Source organism: Haloarcula rubripromontorii (genome assembly GCF_001280425.1).
Taxonomy (GTDB): Archaea; Halobacteriota; Halobacteria; order Halobacteriales; family Haloarculaceae; genus Haloarcula; species Haloarcula rubripromontorii.
Map to the genome: position 1 here is coordinate 215,643 of NZ_LIUF01000001.1, position 19,967 is coordinate 235,609.

At 63.8% G+C, this 19,967-nt stretch carries 16 protein-coding genes; 9 read left to right on the forward strand and 7 right to left on the reverse strand.

Annotated elements, in window-relative coordinates; all coding sequences use genetic code 11:
* Positions 1-63: 63 nt before the first annotated feature.
* Positions 64-777, forward strand: coding sequence for a DUF4013 domain-containing protein (locus AMS69_RS01185; protein WP_053966274.1), 714 nt, complete (start codon positions 64-66; stop codon positions 775-777).
* Here the strand turns inward: AMS69_RS01185 and AMS69_RS01190 are convergent.
* Positions 774-1,883: a KaiC domain-containing protein gene (locus AMS69_RS01190; RefSeq protein ID WP_053967007.1), complete on the reverse strand. Its 1,110-nt coding sequence runs from the start codon at positions 1,881-1,883 to the stop codon at positions 774-776. The genes AMS69_RS01185 and AMS69_RS01190 overlap by 4 nt on opposite strands.
* Positions 1,884-1,991: 108 nt before the next feature.
* On the opposite strand from AMS69_RS01190, the gene AMS69_RS01195 reads away from it, so the two are divergent.
* Positions 1,992-2,843, forward strand: a complete 852-nt coding sequence (locus AMS69_RS01195; protein WP_053966275.1) for an NAD(+)/NADH kinase — start codon at positions 1,992-1,994, stop codon at positions 2,841-2,843.
* Here the strand turns inward: AMS69_RS01195 and AMS69_RS01200 are convergent.
* Both AMS69_RS01200 and AMS69_RS01205 read right to left on the reverse strand, forming a co-directional pair.
* Positions 2,840-3,127, reverse strand: a complete 288-nt coding sequence (locus AMS69_RS01200; protein WP_053966276.1) for a hypothetical protein — start codon at positions 3,125-3,127, stop codon at positions 2,840-2,842. The two genes, AMS69_RS01195 and AMS69_RS01200, sit on opposite strands and share 4 nt — an antisense overlap.
* A gap of 76 nt (positions 3,128-3,203) precedes the next feature.
* The gene (locus AMS69_RS01205; RefSeq protein WP_053966277.1) at positions 3,204-3,812 is read right to left on the reverse strand and encodes a hypothetical protein; all 609 of its coding nucleotides are present in this window, start codon (positions 3,810-3,812) and stop codon (positions 3,204-3,206) included.
* Between the two features lie 124 nt (positions 3,813-3,936).
* Between AMS69_RS01205 and AMS69_RS01210 the strand changes: the two genes are divergently transcribed.
* Positions 3,937-4,479, forward strand: a complete 543-nt coding sequence (locus AMS69_RS01210; protein ID WP_053966278.1) for a response regulator — start codon at positions 3,937-3,939, stop codon at positions 4,477-4,479.
* Here the strand turns inward: AMS69_RS01210 and AMS69_RS01215 are convergent.
* Complete coding sequence (locus tag AMS69_RS01215) at positions 4,476-5,096, reverse strand: TetR/AcrR family transcriptional regulator (protein WP_053966279.1); 621 nt, start codon at positions 5,094-5,096, stop codon at positions 4,476-4,478. The two genes, AMS69_RS01210 and AMS69_RS01215, sit on opposite strands and share 4 nt — an antisense overlap.
* Before the next feature lie 204 nt (positions 5,097-5,300).
* On the opposite strand from AMS69_RS01215, the gene AMS69_RS01220 reads away from it, so the two are divergent.
* The 3 genes from AMS69_RS01220 to AMS69_RS01230 all read left to right on the forward strand — a co-directional run bounded on the left by AMS69_RS01220 (position 5,301) and on the right by AMS69_RS01230 (position 11,240).
* On the forward strand, positions 5,301-7,226 hold the full coding sequence (locus AMS69_RS01220; protein WP_053966280.1) for a COG1361 S-layer family protein: 1,926 nt from the start codon (positions 5,301-5,303) through the stop codon (positions 7,224-7,226).
* Positions 7,227-7,229: 3 nt separating this feature from the next.
* Positions 7,230-9,746, forward strand: coding sequence for an efflux RND transporter permease subunit (locus AMS69_RS01225; RefSeq protein WP_053966281.1), 2,517 nt, complete (start codon positions 7,230-7,232; stop codon positions 9,744-9,746).
* Between the two features lie 93 nt (positions 9,747-9,839).
* Entirely contained in the window at positions 9,840-11,240 is a 1,401-nt protein-coding gene (locus tag AMS69_RS01230) for a dihydrolipoyl dehydrogenase family protein (RefSeq protein ID WP_053966282.1), read from the forward strand.
* On the opposite strand, the gene AMS69_RS01235 is transcribed toward AMS69_RS01230, so the two are convergent.
* The 3 genes from AMS69_RS01235 to AMS69_RS01245 form a co-directional block, all read right to left on the reverse strand.
* Complete coding sequence (locus AMS69_RS01235) at positions 11,235-13,160, reverse strand: hybrid sensor histidine kinase/response regulator (RefSeq protein ID WP_053966283.1); 1,926 nt, start codon at positions 13,158-13,160, stop codon at positions 11,235-11,237. The genes AMS69_RS01230 and AMS69_RS01235 overlap by 6 nt on opposite strands.
* 85 nt (positions 13,161-13,245) lie before the next feature.
* A complete protein-coding gene (locus tag AMS69_RS01240) occupies positions 13,246-13,974 on the reverse strand; it encodes a 5-formyltetrahydrofolate cyclo-ligase (RefSeq protein WP_053966284.1) in 729 nt (242 codons plus the stop codon).
* A gap of 3 nt (positions 13,975-13,977) precedes the next feature.
* Positions 13,978-15,090 carry a PGF-CTERM-anchored ABC transporter substrate-binding protein gene (locus tag AMS69_RS01245; protein WP_053966285.1) on the reverse strand — a complete coding sequence of 371 codons (1,113 nt, stop codon included), beginning with the start codon at positions 15,088-15,090 and terminating at the stop codon, positions 13,978-13,980.
* Between the two features lie 58 nt (positions 15,091-15,148).
* On the opposite strand from AMS69_RS01245, the gene btuC reads away from it, so the two are divergent.
* From btuC to AMS69_RS01260, 3 genes are read left to right on the forward strand one after another with little or no spacing between them, the layout of a single operon-like run.
* Positions 15,149-16,219, forward strand: coding sequence for a vitamin B12 ABC transporter permease BtuC (gene btuC / locus AMS69_RS01250; RefSeq protein WP_053966286.1), 1,071 nt, complete (start codon positions 15,149-15,151; stop codon positions 16,217-16,219).
* Positions 16,216-17,487: an ATP-binding cassette domain-containing protein gene (locus tag AMS69_RS01255; RefSeq protein WP_053966287.1), complete on the forward strand. Its 1,272-nt coding sequence runs from the start codon at positions 16,216-16,218 to the stop codon at positions 17,485-17,487. The genes btuC and AMS69_RS01255 overlap by 4 nt, the downstream gene beginning before the upstream one ends.
* A 56-nt stretch (positions 17,488-17,543) precedes the next feature.
* A complete protein-coding gene (locus AMS69_RS01260; RefSeq protein ID WP_053966288.1) occupies positions 17,544-19,955 on the forward strand; it encodes a DEAD/DEAH box helicase in 2,412 nt (803 codons plus the stop codon).
* Positions 19,956-19,967 lie beyond the last annotated feature (12 nt).

Here is a 19,967-nt window from a genome sequence, read left to right on the forward strand (position 1 = left end):
TAAGCCGAGCGAACAGGTCGGCAAGGTGTCTGTAACTAACTGTGTGGAATGTGGTCAACTACCATGGAGTCCCTCGAAGACACGCTCAGGTATCCCATGGAAGACGACGACTGGACTACGACAGTACTCATCGGCGGCGTCCTCAGCCTCCTCTCGTTCCTCGTCGTTCCAGTCATACTCGTGTACGGCTATCTCGTTCAGGCAGTCCGTGAACGTGCCGACGGAGCAACACAGCCACCGGCCTTCGAAGACTGGGGCGAACTGCTCGTCGACGGACTCAAGGCATGGGTCATCAGCATCGTGTACATGCTCGTCCCGCTCGTCGTGTTCGGGGTGACCGTTGGCGGCAGCCTGTTCGCGATAGCGACTGGGACCCGTGCCGGAGCGGGCGCGGGCCTGGCCGGCCTCTTCGGCGGGCTGGTGATATCGTTCGTCCTGTCGCTGGTATTTGGCTACGTGGCGACGGCAGCCATCATCCACTTCGCCTGTACCGGCAATCTCGGAGCCGGGTTCGATTTCGGAACGTTGCGGACGCTGGTCCTGTCCCCGGAGTACGCGACACCGTGGCTGGTCTCGATTGCACTGTTCATCGCCGTCAACGTCGTAGTGAACTTGCTCAACGTGATTCCGTTCATCGGTTCGCTCGTCGCCGTACTTCTCAGTCCGTTCGCCACGTTCTACGTGCTGGTCGTGGCGACGGACCTCTGGGCCGGCGGCTACAACGCGGCTCTCGATGAACGTGACGAGCCGGAGTCGGTCGGGACGGCGACGGCTTAGAAGATGTTTGCCTGCTGGTAGACCGAGATTCCGTCGTTCGTTATCTCGTAGGGTTTCGTCTCCCGCGAGTGGTTCGCGTTCCGGATTTTCTGGATTTCGACAGCGAGTCGCGTCTCACCGGTGTCTGACCGGACGTACTGCAGGATGAACACGGCGTCGGTCAGGTATTCGATGATACCGTGTCTGGACGCGAAAGGGTTACTCTCGCTGGCCTCGGAGACGAGCATCGTCGTCACGCCAGCCTGTTTCAGCGACCGAGTGAAATCGAACACTTCAGTTCGTCTCCGGGATTGATCGTCGTACATCATCTCCAGCAGGGAGACGGAGTCAAGTACCAGCCGGTCAGCGCCGAACTTCTCGATGAGCGCCGGCAGCTCACCACGAATGTTGTCAAGGCTATTTGCCATCTCGACCGGGTCAAGGTCAACGATCGCTAGCTGGCCCTGTTCTTCGTACTCCTCGAACCCCCAGCCGCGGTCGCCGGCGGTGTCCAGTATCGCGTCGTGAGACTGTTCAAGCGTCAGAAACACCGCGTTCTCCCCGTTCTGGAGGCCGTGATGAAGGAACTGCAGCCCGAACGTCGTCTTCCCGGTTCCGGCCGAACCGATGGTGACGATGAGGTGGCGCTGTGGAACGCCGCCCTGAATCATCTGGTCGAGACCCTCGATACCGATGTCGACCCGCGGGATGTCAGACTCGAACTCCTCCTCGAAGTCGCTGCCGCTGTCACCGCCACCGCTGCCGGCAGACTCGAACGCGGTGGCGAAGTCGTCGTCGAAGAGCCCGCCGCCGTTGTCGCCGGCGGATTCGGCATCGGCAGACCCAGCCTCACTGTCGAAGGGGTCACCGCTGTTGTCGTCGAACGGGCTGTCTTCCCTGCCAGACGCGGCGCTGCCGTCGTCAGCAAACGGACTGCTATCACCACTGCGCTCGCCATCGTCGCTATCGCCCTCAAACGGCCCGGTGTCGGTAGACGCCGATTCCGCGGCGTCGCTCCCGGGTGGTGTCGCCGAAGCGTCGTCGGCCTCCACCGGTCTGCTGTCGCCGTCCTCGTCGTCAAGCGCGCTTTCGAACCAGTCGTCGTCGGACTTGTCGTCCTCGCTCATACGCACGACCACCAGCCACACGAACGGCTCATGGAAGGGGATACGCGTCGGGACGGATATAAGTGCCGTCGTAGAGGGTTTATATACGGTCGGCGGGAACGTCCGGCAATGACTGTCGGGATCGTCGCACAGCGGGACAACGACCGGGCCATGTCGCTTGCGAGTACACTGTGTGACCGACTGCGCGCCACGTCGGCGGCCGTCGTCGTAGACGAAACGACCGCCGGTGCGCTGGGTGACCACGACGCGTGGGAGGCCGCTGTGCCGGATTCGGCCCCAGTCGAGGAGATGTCCGCCTGTGACCTCGTCGTGAGCATCGGCGGCGACGGAACCTTCCTGTACGCGGCCCGCGGCGCGGGGTCGACGCCGATACTGGGCGTCAATCTCGGTGAAGTCGGCTTTCTGAACGCTATCGCACCCGAAGAAGCCGTCGAGACGGTTGTCGCGGAAGTCGAACACATCCAGAAGACCGGGAGCGCGCGGACGCGGGCCAAGCCGCGGCTACAGGCCAGTGGCGACGACTGGGAGCTTTCGCCGGCGCTGAACGAGGTCGTCGTGCAGGGCGAGCGCCGCGGTCACGGCGGCGGGGCGACCCTCGACGTGTACGTCGACGACTCGCTGTACACGTCCGGCCACGCCGACGGTGTACTGGTGGCGACACCGACCGGCTCGACGGCGTACAACCTCAGCGAACGCGGCCCGCTCGTCCACCCTGATGTGGCCGGCCTCATCATCACGGGGATGGCGGACGAGATGGGGACGCCGCCGCTGGTCGTCGACGTTGATAGCGAGATCGCCATCGAACTCACGGACGCCGACAGCGGCGTCGTCGTCAGTGACGGACGAGTGAGAAAGGACGTGGTGCCGCCGGAGCGAATCACAATCTCGCGTGCGGGCGAACCGGTCCGGCTTGCCGGACCCCCGCTTGACTTTTTCACCGCACTGGACAAGCTGGCCTAACGCCGACCGACGGCGTACAGCACCGGCGCGAGGACGAGCAACACCAGCCCGAACAGTTTGTACTGGAACGCCGACGCAAGGACGCTCCCGCTGTTTGGTTCCATCGCCGACGCCGGCGTAATCACGAGTAGTGCGCCCAGCGCAATCGTATGTAGTCCCAGCATCCGGAGCGACCGTTGCGGGAGAATTGCGACGAGCCCACCGACAAAGCCGAGCAGCAGGACATCACCGATGGTGTAGTTCAGCAGGAAACTATCGATGAGTTGCAGCGGTGACGCGAGCATTCCTATCCAGAATCTCGCCGGGATGGAATCTTTAAAGTTCCGTTACGCCGCCGACGTGCGGGCGGCGTTCGGCCGTTCAATCGCCCGCTGTCCCCAGCGGTGTAAGCAGGAGGTAGCCGCTGGATGGGGCCCCAGCCGTTCGCAGCCGAAACTGCCTCGGCTCGTCGGGTGCCGTCGAGAGAGCGACGACATCGAGGTCAGCTGTGCTGACCGTCTCGGCGTCTACTTCATCGATACCAGCCACGAGCAGTGCTTCCGAAAGGGCTGTCCCGTTGAGCCGGTCGGACGGCACGTCGAACGCGGTCCCGAACGCGTCGTTTGCCGCTCGCACGACCGGGCCGTGGCCGTCATCGGCGAAGTACAACACCGGGTCCGGATGCCCGTCGAAGAGGTCGACCGGCTGTGGCTCCGGTGTTTGCTCGGCATCTGCTGACACTGTCATCGTCTCGTCGGTCGTCTCGCCGGGCGAGTCAGTCACCAGAAGGTAGGAGACGCCGCCCAGTCCGCCGCCAAGCGCCAGACCGAGGCCGACAGTGACCTGCTCCGAGAGTCCGTGTGAGAACACTGACTGCACCACCAGCGCGACGGTGGCGAGCACGACCGCACCTGCCCCTATCCAACCGACCACGGCCGCGAGGCTGCCAAGACGGTGTCGACCGCCTGTGTCCGCCGACGACTTACTCATCAGTGTACACTCACTGGGCCATCGGTTAACGCTTTTCGAGAGGCGGTTGCCGATAAGACATATACAGTTGCCAGCTCTAGGGGTGTTCAGTACTGTGTCCAGAATTACAGGCGGCCCACCGCGGGTGCTCATCGTCGACGACGAACACGATGTCGCCGACACGCAGGCTCTGAAACTCGGCGAGCGCTACGAGGCGACTGTCGTGTACAGTGGCCAAGCGGCGCTCGACACTGCCGGTCCGAAGTTCGACGCTGTGTTGCTCGACCGACGAATGCCCGACGTACACGGTGACGATGTGCTGTCACAGTTGCGCGAGCGGGGCTACGACGGCGTCATCATTATGCTGACCGCGGTCGATGCCGACCTGAACATTCTGGAGATGCCCTTCGACGACTACCTTCAGAAGCCGGTCGACCAGTCGACGCTCCTGTCGGCGCTCGGGCAACATCTCGACAGGCCCCAGGAAGACGACAGACTCGACGAGTACTTCCGGATTTCTTCGAAGCTCTCCGTGCTGGAACGCGAAAAGTCGGCGTCACAACTGGAATCAAGCACCGAGTACACGGAGCTGAAAGAGCGTGCCAGAGAACTTGAGTGGGTGCTGCAAGCCGAGAACGATGATTTCGAGGAGTTGAAAGCGACGTATCAGTCTATCAGCCGAAGTTAGGTGTCGAGAAGCAGTGTTTCTTCGATGTACTCGTCGATAGTGTCCCGGATATCGGCGACAGGGTTGTCGTTGCGTGTCGCGCTCTGAAGAATCACGCCGTCGAGTATCGTGATCATGAACCGCGAGACCGTCTCGGGATTGACATCGGCGAAGACACCCTGTTCGATGCCGTCCTCGATTATGTGTACGAGTTGTCGGGTGAACAGTTCGTCCGTCTCGGTGAACTTTTCACGGAACTCCGGATTCTGGACTGCCTGAGCACGCATCTCGATGTACGACCCGAGTACGGCGTTCTTTTCGGGCGTCTCGACGCAGTCGGGAAAGTCATCGAGAACGAGACTGACAAACGTCTGGATGTCCTGTTCGGGGTCGCCGGTCGATTCGACTTGAAAGATGCGGTTAAACTCTGTGAGGATGAACTCCTGAAACGACAGCAGGAGGTCCTCCTTGCCATCGAAGTGGTGATAGAACGTCGATTTACTGAGGTCGGCCTCGTCCGCGATTCGCTGTATCGAAAGTCCGGCGTACCCGTATTCCCGGAGGGCACGGAACGTGGCTCGCATTATCGCCTCGTGCGAGTCCGCCGGCTCCCCGGCAAACGGAATTCCATCACTCATCCCGACCGAATATTCGTTCGGGCTGTAAATATCTTCCCACTGTTACTGAACCACAACGTTGATAGGCGACCGAACGTTCGTTCGATGTACACGGTTCGGGCGGGAGTCTGCACAGACGTATGTGGGTACATATCCCGACTTCCCAGACACGACGTCCGCTCCGGACAGAAACAACGACAAGAAATGTCCGAAGTGTCCCTACGTATGAAACCACGAACATTACTGACGCTGGCCGTTGTCGCATTGCTCATGGCGTCCGGAACGGCAATCGGTGCCGTAACCGGGAGCCCAGACTTCGACGCAACGTTCGTCGATAACACTGTTACGCCCGGTGAAGAAACAACACTCGACGTTGTGCTCGTCAACAGCGGGACGGTCGACTCCGGTCCGACGACGCAGGCCGTTCGGAGCAGCGAGGTAACGACCGCTCGCGGAACCACGGTCAAAGTCAACAGCGGAGACGCTCCAATCACGGTGACAACGAGCAAGCAAGCCGTCGGGTCCGTCCCGGAAGGCAAGACGAGTCCGATTTCCTTCGAAGTGAGCGTCGATGACGACGCAAGTCCCGGCGACTACACCGTCCCTGTCATCGTCGAATACGAGTACACGAGCTATATCTCCGAAAACGACGGGGCACGAGACGAAGAGACAGCGACGAAACGGATCGAACTCGAACTCGAAATCGACGACGACGCGGCTTTCGACGTGGTGGACGTCGACTCCGGCGCGCGCGTCGACTCGGTCGGGACGGTCGCAATCACCGTCGAGAACACTGGTGACGAACCGGCCCGAGAAGCCTCGGTAACGCTGGAATCGACGAATCCTGAACTCACAGTCGGTAGCGACACCAGCAGCTCCCGGTTCATCGACACCTGGGAGGCTGGTGAACAGCGGACGCTCCGGTACCGCGTCGGTGCGAGCGGTGACGCCAGAGCCGAACCGTACCAGTTCGACCTTCAGGTCGACTTCGACGACACGGACGGAGTGCGAAAGAGTACGTCCGCCTCCTCGCTCGGTATTACACCTGCACGCGAGCAGACGTTCAGCGTCCGGGGCGTCGACAGCGACGTTGCCGTCGGCGATTCGGGGACGTACAACGTCACGCTCCACAACGACGGGCCAGTGGCTGTCAGAGATGCCACGGTTTCCCTGCGCTCACAGAGCAGCGAAATCGCATTCGGCGAGTCTGACTCCGCCGAGCAGTACATCGGGACGTGGAAACCCGGAGAAACTCGCACTGTTAGCGTCGACGCGTCCGCGAGTGAGGACGCGTCCGTCAGAGGGTATGCGATCTCAGCCACGGTCGGCTACAAGGATCCGGAAGGTGACAGCGGCGCTGACGACGATATCGCACTCGGAATCCGGCCAGAGCCTGAACAGTCCTTCGAGCTAGGGGACGTTGAATCGACACTCCAGGCGGGCGACGACGGGACCATCGAAGCGTCACTCACCAATACTGGCGACCGAACGGTTCGGAACGTCGTCCTGAACTGGGCCAGCGACAACGACAACATCTCGCCGAAGGAGACCCAGTACGCGGTCGGCGATCTCGGACCAGGTGAGTCAGCGACCGTCTCGTTCGACGCCGAAGTGTCGGATAACGCAAACGCCGGCCCGCGGCAGTTCGACTTCGTCGCCAACTACCGTAACAGCGAGGGCGACAGCCGCGAGAGCGACACACTCGAAATCCGGCAGAGCGTCGGCGGCAGCGCCGACGAGTTCATCGTCGAGACGACGAACGCGTCGGTCAACGTCGGCGGGTCGAACACGCTCGAAGTGACGATCACCAACGACGCGGGCGAACGGCTAACCGACATCGAAGCGAAGCTGTTCACTGAAGACCCCATCTCAGTGTCGGATGACCAAGCGTACGTCGAGAGCCTCGACCAGGGCGAGTCAGCGACCATCGAGTTCGGTATCAGCGCGAGCGGTGCCGCGATGACGAAGAACTATCCCGTCTCGCTTGACTTCCAGTACGAGGAGCCAGACGGAGATACGCCGGTGTCCGACACGTACCGACTTCCCGTCTCTGTGACCAACTCCGGCGGTGGCAGTTCGCCACTGACCACGATTATCGGCGTCGCGCTCGTGGCCGCCCTGGCCATCGGCGGCTACTTCAGATTCCGCTAACGCATGGATTACCAGCGCTACATCGACTGGGCGGACGACCGCATCGTCCACGATTCACGGAAGGTGGTTCTCCTCTTCCTGGTCGTGACGGTGGTCTTCAGCGCCGGGCTCGGGAGCGTCTCGACTAACTCCGGGACGTCGCAGTTTACGACCGGACTTCCGGCCGAAGAGGCACTGCAGGAAGTCAACGACAAGTTCTCGCCGGCCTTCTCTCCGGATACGGGGAGTACGCAGTTGATCCAGCGGGAGAACAACGTGCTCGCGAAGCCGGCGCTGCTACGGATGCTCAGATCACAGCATCGGTTGGAAGAACACGGAGCGCTCCGTGTCACGTCGACCTCAAGCGCCGCCACCATCGTCGCCCAGCAGCTAGATCCAGCGGCGAAGACGACCGAACAGCAGATCTATGCTGTCGAAGCCGCAACACCGGGAGAAATCGACGCTGCCGTCGGGCGCGCGGCCGAGCGGAACTCGCGGTTCAAGTCGCTGCTGAGCAAGGATTTCAACCGCAAGTCCGCCTCAGCGTCGGCGACGATCGGCGTCGTCACGCACGAGGTTCCGGCCGGAATCTCGTCCGGGTCAGGTCAGGGCGGATCGAGTCCGCTGACGAGCATCCAGAAACAGGCCGGGTTCACTGTCTCCAGCGCTGACAACGGTGGTATCACCCTGTTCGGCAGTGGCATCATCGCTGACGAGTTCTCGAACGTCGTCAGTGACTCGCTCATCCTGACCGTGCCCGCAGCGGTGCTGTTCATCCTGTTTTTCCTGACGATTGCCTACCGCGACCTCGCAGATATGGCGCTTGGCCTTATCGCGCTGTTTATGGCCGTCGTCTGGACGTTCGGCTTCATGGGGCTTGCCGGTATCCCCTTCTCGCAGATGCTCATCGCCGTGCCGCCGCTGTTGTTGGCGGTCGGTATCGACTTCGGAATTCACGCCGTCAACCGGTATCGGGAGGAGCGCGAAACCGGAGCGTCTATCCAGAAGTCGATGCGGATCACGACTGACCAGTTGCTCGTCGCCTTCTTCATCGTGACGGGGACGACAGTCATCGGGTTCGCCGCGAATCTCACCAGCGCACTGCCGCCGATTCAGGACTTCGGCTACGTGGCCTCTGTCGGTATCACGTTTACCTTCCTCATCTTCGGGGTGTTCCTACCCGCCGCGAAGGTAGAATTGGACCGGCTCCGTCAGCGCTTCCCCATTCCGACGTTCAGTGAGACGCCGCTGGGCGCGGAAGACTCAGCACTCAGCGGCGTGTTGCGCGGCGGTGTCGTCATCGCGAACCGCGCCCCGATCATCTTCCTCGTGCTTATCCTCATATCCACGGTCGGTGCCAGCTACTACGCCACCGGCGTCTCGACTTCGTTCAGTCAGGAGGACTTCCTACCGCCCGAGGAGAACCCAGACTTCGTCGAAGCCCTGCCGGAACCGTTCGCTCCGAGCGAATACACCGTAACGGAGGTGACGAACTTCCTCGATGACCGGTTCGATACGACCCAGTCCAGTCAGGCGACGGTGTACGTAGAGGGGCCAATGCGGAACGATGCGGCGCTTGAGCAGATGTATCGGGCGGGTGACAACCCGCCGGACTCGTTCGTCCGAGAGGACGGGCGCGCTGAGTCGACGTCTATCGTCACGGTCATTCAGGACCGAGCAGCAGAGGACCCCGAGTTCCGTCGGATGGTCGAGCGCAACGACCAGAACGACAACGGTGTCCCGGACGATAACCTCGAGGAGATATACGAGTATCTGCTTGACTCGTCGGACCGTAGTACGGCGCTAGAGTACATCACCGAAGATTACCGGAGCGCGCGCGTTGTCTACACGGTCGAATCGGACGCGACTGACGCCGAGGTGACCGCCGATACGCGAACCGTTGCCGAGGACTTCCGATACGAGGCGACGGCAACCGGCTCGATAATCGTGTTCCAGGCCGTCTCAGACCTTATTCTGGAGTCAGCCATCCAGTCGCTGGCGATTGCACTGGTCGGGTCAGCGCTGTTCCTCATCCTCATGTACAATATGCTGGAGGGGCGGCCGTCACTCGGCCTCGTGAACATCATCCCCGTCGTCGTCACGGTAGCGTGGCTCGGCGGCACGATGCGGGTGCTTAGCATCCCGTTCAACGCGCTCACAGCGACAATGCTGGCAATAACTATCGGGCTAGGGGTCGACTACTCGGTCCACGTCACCCACCGGTTCGCCGACGAGTTCGAGGAAAACGACCTCGAAACGGCGCTGGACCGGACTGTTCGCGGGACCGGCGGGGCGCTGTTCGGGAGTATGCTCACCACGACGTTCGGAATCGGTGTGCTCGGGCTGGCTGTGTTCCCTGCAATCGGCCAGTTCGGCATCCTGACGGCGTTGTCGATCGGGTACGCGTTCCTTGCCTCCCTACTGGTGATCCCCTCCGCGCTCGTCGTCTGGAACCGGGTGTTCAACGCTGATTGGTCGGTCCGTGGCAAACTCGGGTTCGGGCGGTCGCGGCCACCCGCACCCGTCGAAGGCGACGACTGACCGGGTCGGTAGGACAGACGACCACACGTCGGTCGTGTCCGGGCGAAACACGCCACTGAAGCCTTTATTTAACGCCGTCGCTCTAGCACTCGTATGACTCACGTCGTTATCATCGGCGCGTATGGGAGTGCCGGGGCCGCAGTCGCCGGCGACCTTGTCGAGGAGGAGGACATCGAACTCACGCTCATCGACAACGGCGAGCCCGGCGGTGGCCTCTGTATCCTTCGTGGCTGTATGCCGTCTAAGGAAGTGCTCTCCGCAGGTGCCCACCGCTTCCAGGCACGCCACGACGACCGTCTCGTCGGCGACGTGCCCGAAGTCGATCTGGAAGCCGTCGTCGAACGCAAGGACGACCACGTCCTCGACTGGGCCGGACACCGCCGGGATTCTATCCACGAAATGGCTGAGCGCGACGACGTGACGTTCATCCACGACACCGCCACGTTCGTCGACGAGCACACGGTCCGGGCCGGGGGCGAAGAACACGAAGCCGACTACGTCGTCATCGCGACCGGCTCCAGCGTGAACGTCCCGGACACACCCGGCATCGACGAGGTCGACTTCATGACGAGCGACCAGGTACTCGATGCCACCGAGTTCCCCGACTCTGGAATCGTGATGGGCTTCGGGTACATCGGCATGGAGATGGTCCCGTATCTCGCCGAAGCCGGTGGGATGGAACTCACGGTTATCGAGCACGACGACCGGCCTATCGACGAGGGCGATCCGGAGTTCGGCGACGAGGCGCTCGACATCTACGAGAACAACTGGGACGTGACCATTCCGACAAACTGCTACGAGAAGGAACTGGAAGCGACCGAGGACGGCGGCGTCCGGCTTACCGTCGAGTACGACGACGGCGGCGAGGAAACCTTCGAGGCCGACCAGCTGTTCCTGTTTACCGGTCGTCGTCCGACCGTCGAGGGACTCGGCCTGGAGAACACGCCCGTCTCTGTCGAGGGAGACTGGGCGAAAGACACGATGCAGACCCGCGACGCCGACCACATCTATGCCGTCGGAGATGTCAACGGCAAGGAGCCGATTCTCCACGTCGCCAAGGAGCAGGGCTTCACCGCCGCCGAGAACATCATCCGGCAAGAGTCCGGTGGGTCGCTCGAAAAATACCGGAACGTCCACCATCACGTCATCTTCTCCGGGCTGGGCGTCTATCCGTTCGCCCGCGTCGGCCACAACGAGGAGACTGCAAGGGAAGCGGGCTACGATATCGTCACGGCGACGCGACAGGCCAGCGACGATGGCGTGTTCAAATCGAAAGACGTGCCCGAGGGACTTGCGAAGCTCGTCGTCGACGCGGAGGACGGGACGGTGCTGGGCTGGCAGGGGATGCACTACCATGCGGACAGTTTCGCCAAGACCTTCCAGACCATCGTCGAGCTCGGCCTTGACGTGCGTGACCTGCCGGATCGGGCCTACCATCCGACACTCCCGGAGAACGTCGACGGGCTCATCCGGGACTGCGTCGACCAGCTATAGGCGGTCGACCTGAATCCCAGTCACATCGAATCGCACCCCGCCGCCCTCGCTTTCTGCGATAGTTATCCGCCCACCGTGTGCGTCGACGATTTCAGAGACAATAGCTAGCCCGAATCCGGTCCCTTCGTCGCTCGTGGTGTAGCCGCGCTCGAACACCTGCTCACGCTCGTCCTCGGGAATCCCGGGGCCGTCGTCGGCCACGTAGAACCCCCGCCCACCCGGGAGCGTCCCGACGCTGACGGTCACGGGGTCGGCGCTGTGCTCCACACTGTTTCGGAAGAGGTTCTCGAATAGCTGCTGGAGGCGCGTCTGGTCGCCCGTGATTTCCGCGTCCGTCTCAATCCGTTCGAGCGTCGCGTCTGAGCTTTCGACAGTGTCCCAGGCGGCGGTGATGATATCGTCTAACGACGTTTCGTTCGCGTCGATGACCTTGTGGCCGCCGCGAGCGAGCGCGAGCACGTCGTCGATGAGTTCGTCCATCCGTTCGAGTGACCGGTGGAGCGATTCGATGTGCTCCGGGTCCCCGTCGTATTCCTCGTCGACAAGCGTAAGCCGGCCGAACGCGACGCTGAGCGGGTTCCGGAGGTCGTGGCTGACGACGCTGGCGAAGTCCTCCAGACGGTTCCGCTCGCGGGTGAGTTCCTGCTCGCGGCGTTCGCGCTCCTGTTCGTAGCTGACCCAGTTCCCCATCAACTCGACGAGTGTGACTTCCCACTCCGAGAAGGAATCTCGGGGGTCAGTGCCGTAGAAGCAGAACGTGCCGTACACCGAGCCGTCGACGATAACAGGAGTTCCAAGGTAACAAGAGATGCCCATCTCGGTGTAGCCAGCCCGTTCGGCCAGGTCTGGCCGGTCTTCGGCGATATCAGCGAGAACAAGCGTCTGCTCCTCGATGACGGCCCGCTCGCAGTTCGTTGCCTCCAGCGGGACCGTATCGCCCGCCTCGGTAGTGCCCGTCCGGTCGGTTACGATTTCGAAGACGTATCTGTCACCGTCGATGCGTGAGAGCGCGGCCGTTTCGGTCCCGAGGGCGTTCTGTCCGATTTCGAGCAAGCGTTCGACCTTCGCCTCGAAATCCATGTCTTTGCGCGAGATGACGGCATAGATCTCTCTGAGCGTTCGCTCTCTACCTCTGAGCTTCTCCTCGTGTTCCTGGCGCTCCGTGATGTCACGGAAATACACGGAGATACCGGTCGACGACGGGTAGACGGACACTTCGAACCACGTCTGTAGCGGCTCGAAGTACGCCTCGAACGATACCGGCTCCTGCTGTGTCATCGCCCGCCGGTACTGCTTGCTGAACTCCGTCCCCTCCAGCGACGGAACCGTTTCCCAGATATTGCGTCCCATCAGGTCCGCCGTCGCTCCGTTGCCTTCCATCGCGCGACCCATAACACGTCTGCCACGCTCGTTGGCGTACGTGAACTCCCAGTTCTCGTCAACAGCGAAGAACGCGTCGGTCATCCGATCGAGGATGTCCGACTCTTCCCGGTAGCGAGTAACGGCAGCGGTGATCCGCTGTCGAAGCAGGTCCGTCTGCTCCGAGAGGGGCGTCTTCGTCACGTAGTCCGTGACACCGGCCGAGATGGCTGTGCTGGCCACGCTCTCGTCCCCGTCATCAGTGAACAGCAGAAACGGGAGGTCAAATGACTGGTCCCGAACAGCGCCCAACAGTTCGATCCCGTTCCGGTCCGGCAGTCGGTACTCGCTGACAATGCAGTCGTAGAAGGCGTCTTCGAGGGCATTAAGGGCGTCTGTGGCCGTCTCACATACCGTCACAGTGAAGTCGTCGGCGCTACCAGTCAGCGTCTCTTTGACCGCTGTGATGTCGTCACAGTCCTCGTCGACATAGAGGACGCGGACTTGTCCAGCGGTTCCATCGGCCCCGTGACGGTCCGGCGTGGCCACGGGTGTATCCATACACCTTTCAGGGAATGTGGGGATAAAGTTGTACCGCCGGTAAGCTTTCATTACCAGGGTCGTACCCGGTACAGCGGCTGGGAGGTCAGTCGGGCCGGCGCGAGGACAGCACCGGAATCTCGTCGATTCGATCCGCGGACAGCGCGTCCCAATCGACGCCCGTTGGCGTCGTGTGCGTGGTCGCCGTCTCGACAGTTCGGTCCGGTGTCACGATCCAGTCCATCGGCACGTCGTGGTCTGCGGCGGGAACAGTCGCGTCGACGACGCCCTCCGGACCGCTTACAATCTGGAGTTCGTGGACCGTCGTCACGACCGGCGTCGTCTCGTCGACCAGCCCCAGTTCCCGGAGGACGGCGTATTCGAGGTCACTGTACCCCTCGCCCTTGCCGATTCGCGCGCCGTCTTCGGTGACGGCGACGGAGCCTGACACGACGAGGTCGACGCTCCCGACCGCCTCGGGGCCGACCTGTCGCGCATGGTCCGCGACGTTCGAAATCGCTGGCGCGGCCTCGATGTCGTCGAGGTCGGCGGGGTCGAGTTCGTAGAAACACCGCTCGTCCCGAAGCCGTGGCACGGCCATATACACCGTCTTGCCCGTCCGCAGCGCCGCCCGTCGGACCGGAAGCTGTGGCGAGTCCGGGTTCACCTTGACCGTCTCGGCGGCGTCCCAGACTGCGGTCTCTGTCAGGCGCTGTGCGGCCTCGCTTGCGCCCTCGAAGTTCGGAATCCGGTCGTGGGGCGGGAACGGAAACCGGGCGACACCCCGTTCTTCCAGCGCGTCCCAGACCGTCTCGCGGATGCGTTGTTTGTCCATGCGCTATGACCCCCGGCGGCGGACCTGCTGTACACAGACCAGCGCTAGCAGTGCGACAAGTGCCCCGACGGCCGTGAATCCGGGACCACTGGCGTCGGTGGTCCGTTCCTGCGTCCCCATCGTGTCCGTGGCTGTCGACGGCTCGGTCTGTGTCGTCGCTGTCTCGGCTGGCGTCATCGTCACGGCCGACCGCGGCACGTAGCTGTCGGCGTCGTAGCGATCCGGATAGAGCTGTGCAGTAGCGTTGTGGGCGAACGAGACCACGCTCCGTGGCGCAGGCTGGTTGATATTTCGCACTCGGACAGAGACCGTCGTGTTGGTCTCGCCTGCAGTCGTGCTGGCGTATGGTTCCGTCTGCGCGATGGTCGCCGTGTTCTCGGTGACGAAGAGGACATCCGGGTTGAGCTTGAGGATGACCTCGTTGCTGAGCTGTGGGTATTGCGTATGGTTGCGTGCGGCGACGTTCTCCGCGCCGGCAAGCCCGATGAGCGACGTGACGAAGGTGTTGCCCGCCGCCACGTATCCTCCGCCCAGCGGGTACAGCGCCGTCGGTCGGTCCGCAACGCCCGCGATGACCTGCCGAACAGCGTCGACGTTCGCGTCCATCCAGGCGTTCGCTTCGCTCGCGCCCTCGCAGTTGCCGGTCAGTCGACCGATGGTCGTTGTCTTTGCCCGTATGTCCTCGATAGTCGTCGCGGCGGGGAGGTGATACACTGTGAGTCCGGCCTGCCGGAGCGGAGCCACGTCACCGGCGCTGGCGTTCGGTGCGAGTATGAGGTCCGGGTTCGTACTGACGACGCGCTCGACGCTGACACCGAAGCTTGCGGAGACGTTTGTTCGGCTCTCAGCGCCGTCCAGATAGCCAGCGTACTGCGTCAGGCCGACGACCTGCGACCGGCCCCCGATTTCCCACATCGTCTGTGCGGCCGAGGGGTTGGTCGTCGTCACCCGCTCTGGACGCTCCTCGATAGTAACCTCAGTCCCGGTCGCGTCGGTCACCGTAACCGGGAACGAACAGCCCTCCGCCTGCGTGTCAGCTGCTGCTGACGCCGGAGTGATACCCGCGAAGGAGCCGATGAGCAAGACAAAGACACAGACGAGAGCACGTCGTCGCATACCCTATGCGGGTGTCAGGAGCAATAAATACTTATCTACTGCAAGTGGGCTTTCATACATGCGTTTCGCGGGTCGGACTGTCGGGTGGTCGGCTGGGCTCGTCGCCGTCCTCTGTGCCGTGGTGACGACGAGCGCCGGCATCGGTCCAGTGTGGATTCCGCCCGCCGTGGTCGGGAAAGTGCTGCTCAACGCCGTCGTCGTTCCGACTGGCATCTCTATCTCAGGCCCTACAGTCGACGTGACCACGGCCCACGTGTTTTCCTACGCCGTGAGCGACCTTCGGACACAGATCGTGATGCAGGTCCGGCTCCCCCGAATACTGCTCGGTGCGGTCGTCGGCTTCTCGCTTGCCGCCGCGGGGACGATCATGCAGGGGATTTTCCGGAATCCGATGGCTGACCCCTCTATCATCGGTGTTTCCTCCGGCGCGGCCGTCGGCGCGGTCGGCTTCATTGTCGCACCGGTCGTCATCCCGTTCGGGCTCGGGCTCCGCGGCGCGGCCTTCGCGGGGGCGCTGGTCGCGGCCTTCGGCGTCTATCTCATCGCTACGCGGAACGGTCGGACACCGGTCGCGACGCTGTTGCTGGCCGGCGTCGCGGTACAGACGTTTCTTGGCGCAGTTGTCTCCTTCCTACTGCTCCACAGCGGCGAGAGCATCCGCCGGGCGTTGTACTGGCTGATGGGCCATCTCAAGGGCGCGTCCTGGCCAGAAGTGACCACCAGTGTCGTACTCGTTGCGATCCCGTTCGCCGTGTTACTGGCGTACGCACGCGACCTGAACGTGATGCTGCTCGGCGAAGAAGACGCACAGAGTCTCGGTATCGAAGTCGAACGGACCAAGCGAGTCCTGCTCGCGCTGTCGGCGGTCATCACGGCGGCGGGCGTCGCCGTCGCTGGCATCGTCGGCTTCGTCGGCCTCATTGTCCCCCACGTGATGCGGTTGCTCGTCGGGCCGGACCACCGGATACTGCTTCCGACGGCGGCCCTCGCCGGGGCGTCGTTCCTCGTCGCGACGGACACGCTGGCACGCTCTGGCAGCGCCGAGGTCCCGGTCGGCATCGTCACCGCCGTCCTCGGCGCGCCGTTTTTCCTGTATTTGCTCCGGCAGCGGGAGGTGCATGAACTGTGAACGGCAGAACTGGGTCCACCAGAGCCGATCCAGAACGGGGCCGCTCCGGGCCGATACTCGACGTGTCCGACCTCGCGGTATCCTTCGGCGAGCAGTCGGTTGTCTCGGACGTCGATTTCAGCGTCGACCGTGGGTCGCTCGTCGGCCTCGTCGGCCCCAACGGCGCGGGCAAGACGACCGTCCTGCGAACGGTGAAGGGGACGCTCGACCCGGACCGCGGGACGGTTCGCGTCGACGGCAAACCGATTGCGGACCGCTCGGCGAAGGCAGTGAGCCGCCTCGTCGCGAGCACGCCACAGGGCACCGCGCTGTCGTTCGATTTCAGCGTCAGGCAGACCGTTGAGATGGGGCGGACACCGCATCTCGGCCGGTTCGACCGGATTGACGAGGCAGACCGCCAAGCCGTCGAGCGAGCGATGGAGCGCGCAAGCGTCGCCCAGTTCGCCGACCGGCCGTTCACCTCGCTCTCGGGCGGGGAGCGCCAGCGGGTCCTCCTCGCTCGGGCGCTGGCACAGGAAACCCCAGTGCTCCTGCTGGACGAACCGACGGCGAGCCTCGACATCAACCACGCTGTCCGGACGCTCGAACTCGTCCGGACGTTGGTCGAGGACGGAAAGACAGCCGTCGCCGCGATTCACGACCTCAATCTCGCCGCCCGGTACTGCGACGAACTGGTGTTGCTCGCCGGCGGCGGCATCCGCGCCGCGGGCCGTCCCGTCGACGTGCTCACGAGCGACACGCTCCGTGACGCCTTCGCTGCAGAGACGCTGGTGACGACCCAGCCCGGTACCGACGCGCCGCTCGTGACACCGCTTCCCGAACAGGAGGCGGTCGACCGCCGCGTCCACGTTGTCGGGACCGGTAAGCCGGCGGCATCCGCCGTCTCGACGCTCGATGGAGCCGGCTGTCAGGTTAGTGTCGGGGTCGTGCCCGCGGGCGATATAGCCGCCGAGCGGGCGCAGGACTTCGACTGTGTGACGGTCACGGTCCCGGCCTTCGCGGGCATCGACGACGTGACCCGCGAGCGTGCGGTCGAACTCGCCCGGGCCGCAGATGCCGTCGTGACGGCGGGCGAAACCGGTGACGGCAACAGCCCGGTCGTCGAGGCTGCCGGGACCTGCCTCGCTGTCGAGTCGGACGAGAGCACCTACACAGGCAACACTCAGGACACCGTCCCACTGGCTGCGCTCCCCGCAGCGGTTGCGTCCTTGCCACCCGCACCGGAACGCGATGCGACACCGACGCGCAGTCAATCGACCACTGACTGAGTCTACCGCTGACTGAGAACAGCAACACCGATACCCCTCGTCCACGTACACCGCCCGTGGACGATACGATTTCGTGGCTCCGGGACCGGCCGTACTACGAAGGACAGATCGTCGACCAGCGGACGGTGCCCGGCCGGGACGCGCGGACCGCGGACTGCGACGTGCCGGACCGACTCACCGGCGTCCTCGAAGACCGCGGCATCACGGACCTCTACGCACACCAGGTGGACGCTATCGAGGCCGTCCGCGGCGGCGAGAACGTCGTCCTCGCGACCGAGACGGCCAGCGGCAAGAGCCTCGCATACACCGTCCCCGCGTTCGAGCGGGCACTCGACCGCCGGGCAACGACGCTGTATGTCGCCCCGCAGGTCGCGCTCATCAACGACCAGACCGAGACGCTCTCGGAGCTAGCGCAGGGACTGGGCTTTGCCTCCGGCGTCTCTGTCGCCCAGTACACCGGCCGCCAGTCCAAATCCGAGAAGGAGGCCATCCGCGAGCGCCAGCCGACCGTGTTGCTGACGACGCCAGATATGCTCCACTACGGCATCCTCCCCCACGCCCACCGACTGTGGGACTGGTTCTTCCAGCGGCTCGAAACTGTCGTCATCGACGAGGTCCACGGCTACCGCGGCGTGTTCGGCAGCCACGTCTCGCTCGTGATGCGCCGCCTCCAGCGGGTCGCCGAGCGGTTCGATGCCGGCAGCAGCAGTGCGGGAGGCGACAGCGGGACAGCAGGCGGCCCGGAGTGGGTCTGTTGCTCGGCGACCATCGGGAATCCCGTGGAACACGCCGCGGCCGTCACCGGCCAGCCCGAGCCGTCGTTCGCGCTGGTCGACGAGGACGCGAGCGCCAGCGGGCCGCGTCACTGGCTGCTGTGGAACCCCCCCGAGTACGAGGGCGAGGGCTGGGGGAGCGGCCGCCGGAAATCGAACCACGTCGAGACGAAACAGCTGTTCGTGGACCTCGTCGAGCGGGGCCTCCAGACGGTCGTGTTCGCCGGGTCGCGCCAGACCGCCGAACGGTACGCCAGCGACAGCGCCGACGAACTCCGGGACCGCGGCGAACACGACCTCGCCGACAGCATCGGCGCGTACCAGGCCGCACTGACCGACGACCGACGGCGCGAACTGGAGCAGGGACTGCAGTCCGGGGACCTCCGGGGCGTCTGGTCGACCAGCGCGCTGGAACTCGGCGTCGACGTAGGCGGGCTGGACGCCGTGTTGCTCGACGGGTACCCCGGCACGCGGATGCGAGCCTTCCAGCAGGCCGGGCGGGCCGGCCGCGGGACCGACCCGGCGCTGGTCGCGCTCGTCGGCGGCGAGGACCAGCTCGACCAGTACGTCCTTCGCAACCCCGACGCGCTGTTCGATACCGGGGCAGAGCAGGCCGTGACCAACCCCGAGAACGAGCAGTTGCTCCCCGACCACGTCCACGCGGCCGCCTGCGAGAACTGGCTCTCACCGGACGACGACCGCCACTTCGGTGAGACGTTTCCCGACGTGGTTTCCGGCCTCGAATCAGCCGGGAAACTCGACCGCCGACAGACCGACGGAGGGATGCGCTGGCTCGGTACCGGCAGCCCGCATCACGAGATGAACCTGCGGACCGTCGACGACGGCGAGGTGAAACTCGTGGCCAACGGCGACGTGATAGCGACACTCTCCGTGGAAGACGCGCTACGCGATGCCCACCCCGGCGCGATTTACCACCATCAGGGCCGGCGCTACGAGGTGACGGACCTCGACCTCGATACGGGCGTGGCCGAACTCGACCGGACGTGGGCCGATTACTTCACTCGCGTCCTGCACGACAAGACCATCACCGTCGAGGCGGATCTGGCGGAGCGACGACTGCCGACCCGGGAGGACGTTCCGGTCCGGTTCGCGTCCGTGACGATGCGCAAGCAAATCACCGGCTACGAGCGCCGTGACGGGTCCTCTGGAGAAGTACTTGGCCAGCGTTCGCTCGATTTGCCAGAGGCGACGCTGGAGACGAAGGCGCTGTACCACACTGTGCCGTCGGAACTGGAAGCGCAGATTCGCCGCGGCGAGTACGGACCCGATAGTGGCGACGGCGGCTCTCACTCCGGCGACGCGGTCCCGGACGGGGGCGAGGCCGGCGACTTCCCCGGCGCGATTCACGCCGCCGAGCACGCGATGATATCGATGTTCCCCTTCGAGTACCTCTGTGACCGCGGCGACATCGGCGGGCTGTCGACGCCCCGGCACCCCCACACCGGCGAGCCAACCATCTTCATTTACGACGGGTACCCCGGTGGGATCGGTCTGACGCGGGCCGGCTACGGTGACATCGGGCCGCTGATGAACACGACGCTGTCGATGCTGCGCTCCTGTGACTGCGCCGACGGCTGCCCGGCCTGCGTGCAGTCGCCCCACTGCGGGAACGCGAACGACCCGCTGGACAAACACGGCGCGAGACACCTGCTGAACGGGCTGCTGGAGCAGTAACGGGCCACCCAG

Bases quoted from the DNA above. Each gene is read 5' to 3' on its own strand.
- AMS69_RS01185 (WP_053966274.1), top strand. From the start codon at position 64: ATGGAGTCCCTCGAAGACACGCTCAGGTATCCCATGGAAGACGACGAC.
- AMS69_RS01190 (WP_053967007.1), bottom strand. From the start codon at position 1,883: ATGAGCGAGGACGACAAGTCCGACGACGACTGGTTCGAAAGCGCGCTT.
- AMS69_RS01195 (WP_053966275.1), top strand. From the start codon at position 1,992: ATGACTGTCGGGATCGTCGCACAGCGGGACAACGACCGGGCCATGTCG.
- AMS69_RS01200 (WP_053966276.1), bottom strand. From the start codon at position 3,127: ATGCTCGCGTCACCGCTGCAACTCATCGATAGTTTCCTGCTGAACTAC.
- AMS69_RS01205 (WP_053966277.1), bottom strand. From the start codon at position 3,812: ATGAGTAAGTCGTCGGCGGACACAGGCGGTCGACACCGTCTTGGCAGC.
- AMS69_RS01215 (WP_053966279.1), bottom strand. From the start codon at position 5,096: ATGAGTGATGGAATTCCGTTTGCCGGGGAGCCGGCGGACTCGCACGAG.
- AMS69_RS01220 (WP_053966280.1), top strand. From the start codon at position 5,301: ATGAAACCACGAACATTACTGACGCTGGCCGTTGTCGCATTGCTCATG.
- AMS69_RS01225 (WP_053966281.1), top strand. From the start codon at position 7,230: ATGGATTACCAGCGCTACATCGACTGGGCGGACGACCGCATCGTCCAC.
- AMS69_RS01230 (WP_053966282.1), top strand. From the start codon at position 9,840: ATGACTCACGTCGTTATCATCGGCGCGTATGGGAGTGCCGGGGCCGCA.
- AMS69_RS01235 (WP_053966283.1), bottom strand. From the start codon at position 13,160: ATGGATACACCCGTGGCCACGCCGGACCGTCACGGGGCCGATGGAACC.
- AMS69_RS01240 (WP_053966284.1), bottom strand. From the start codon at position 13,974: ATGGACAAACAACGCATCCGCGAGACGGTCTGGGACGCGCTGGAAGAA.
- AMS69_RS01245 (WP_053966285.1), bottom strand. From the start codon at position 15,090: ATGCGACGACGTGCTCTCGTCTGTGTCTTTGTCTTGCTCATCGGCTCC.
- btuC (WP_053966286.1), top strand. From the start codon at position 15,149: ATGCGTTTCGCGGGTCGGACTGTCGGGTGGTCGGCTGGGCTCGTCGCC.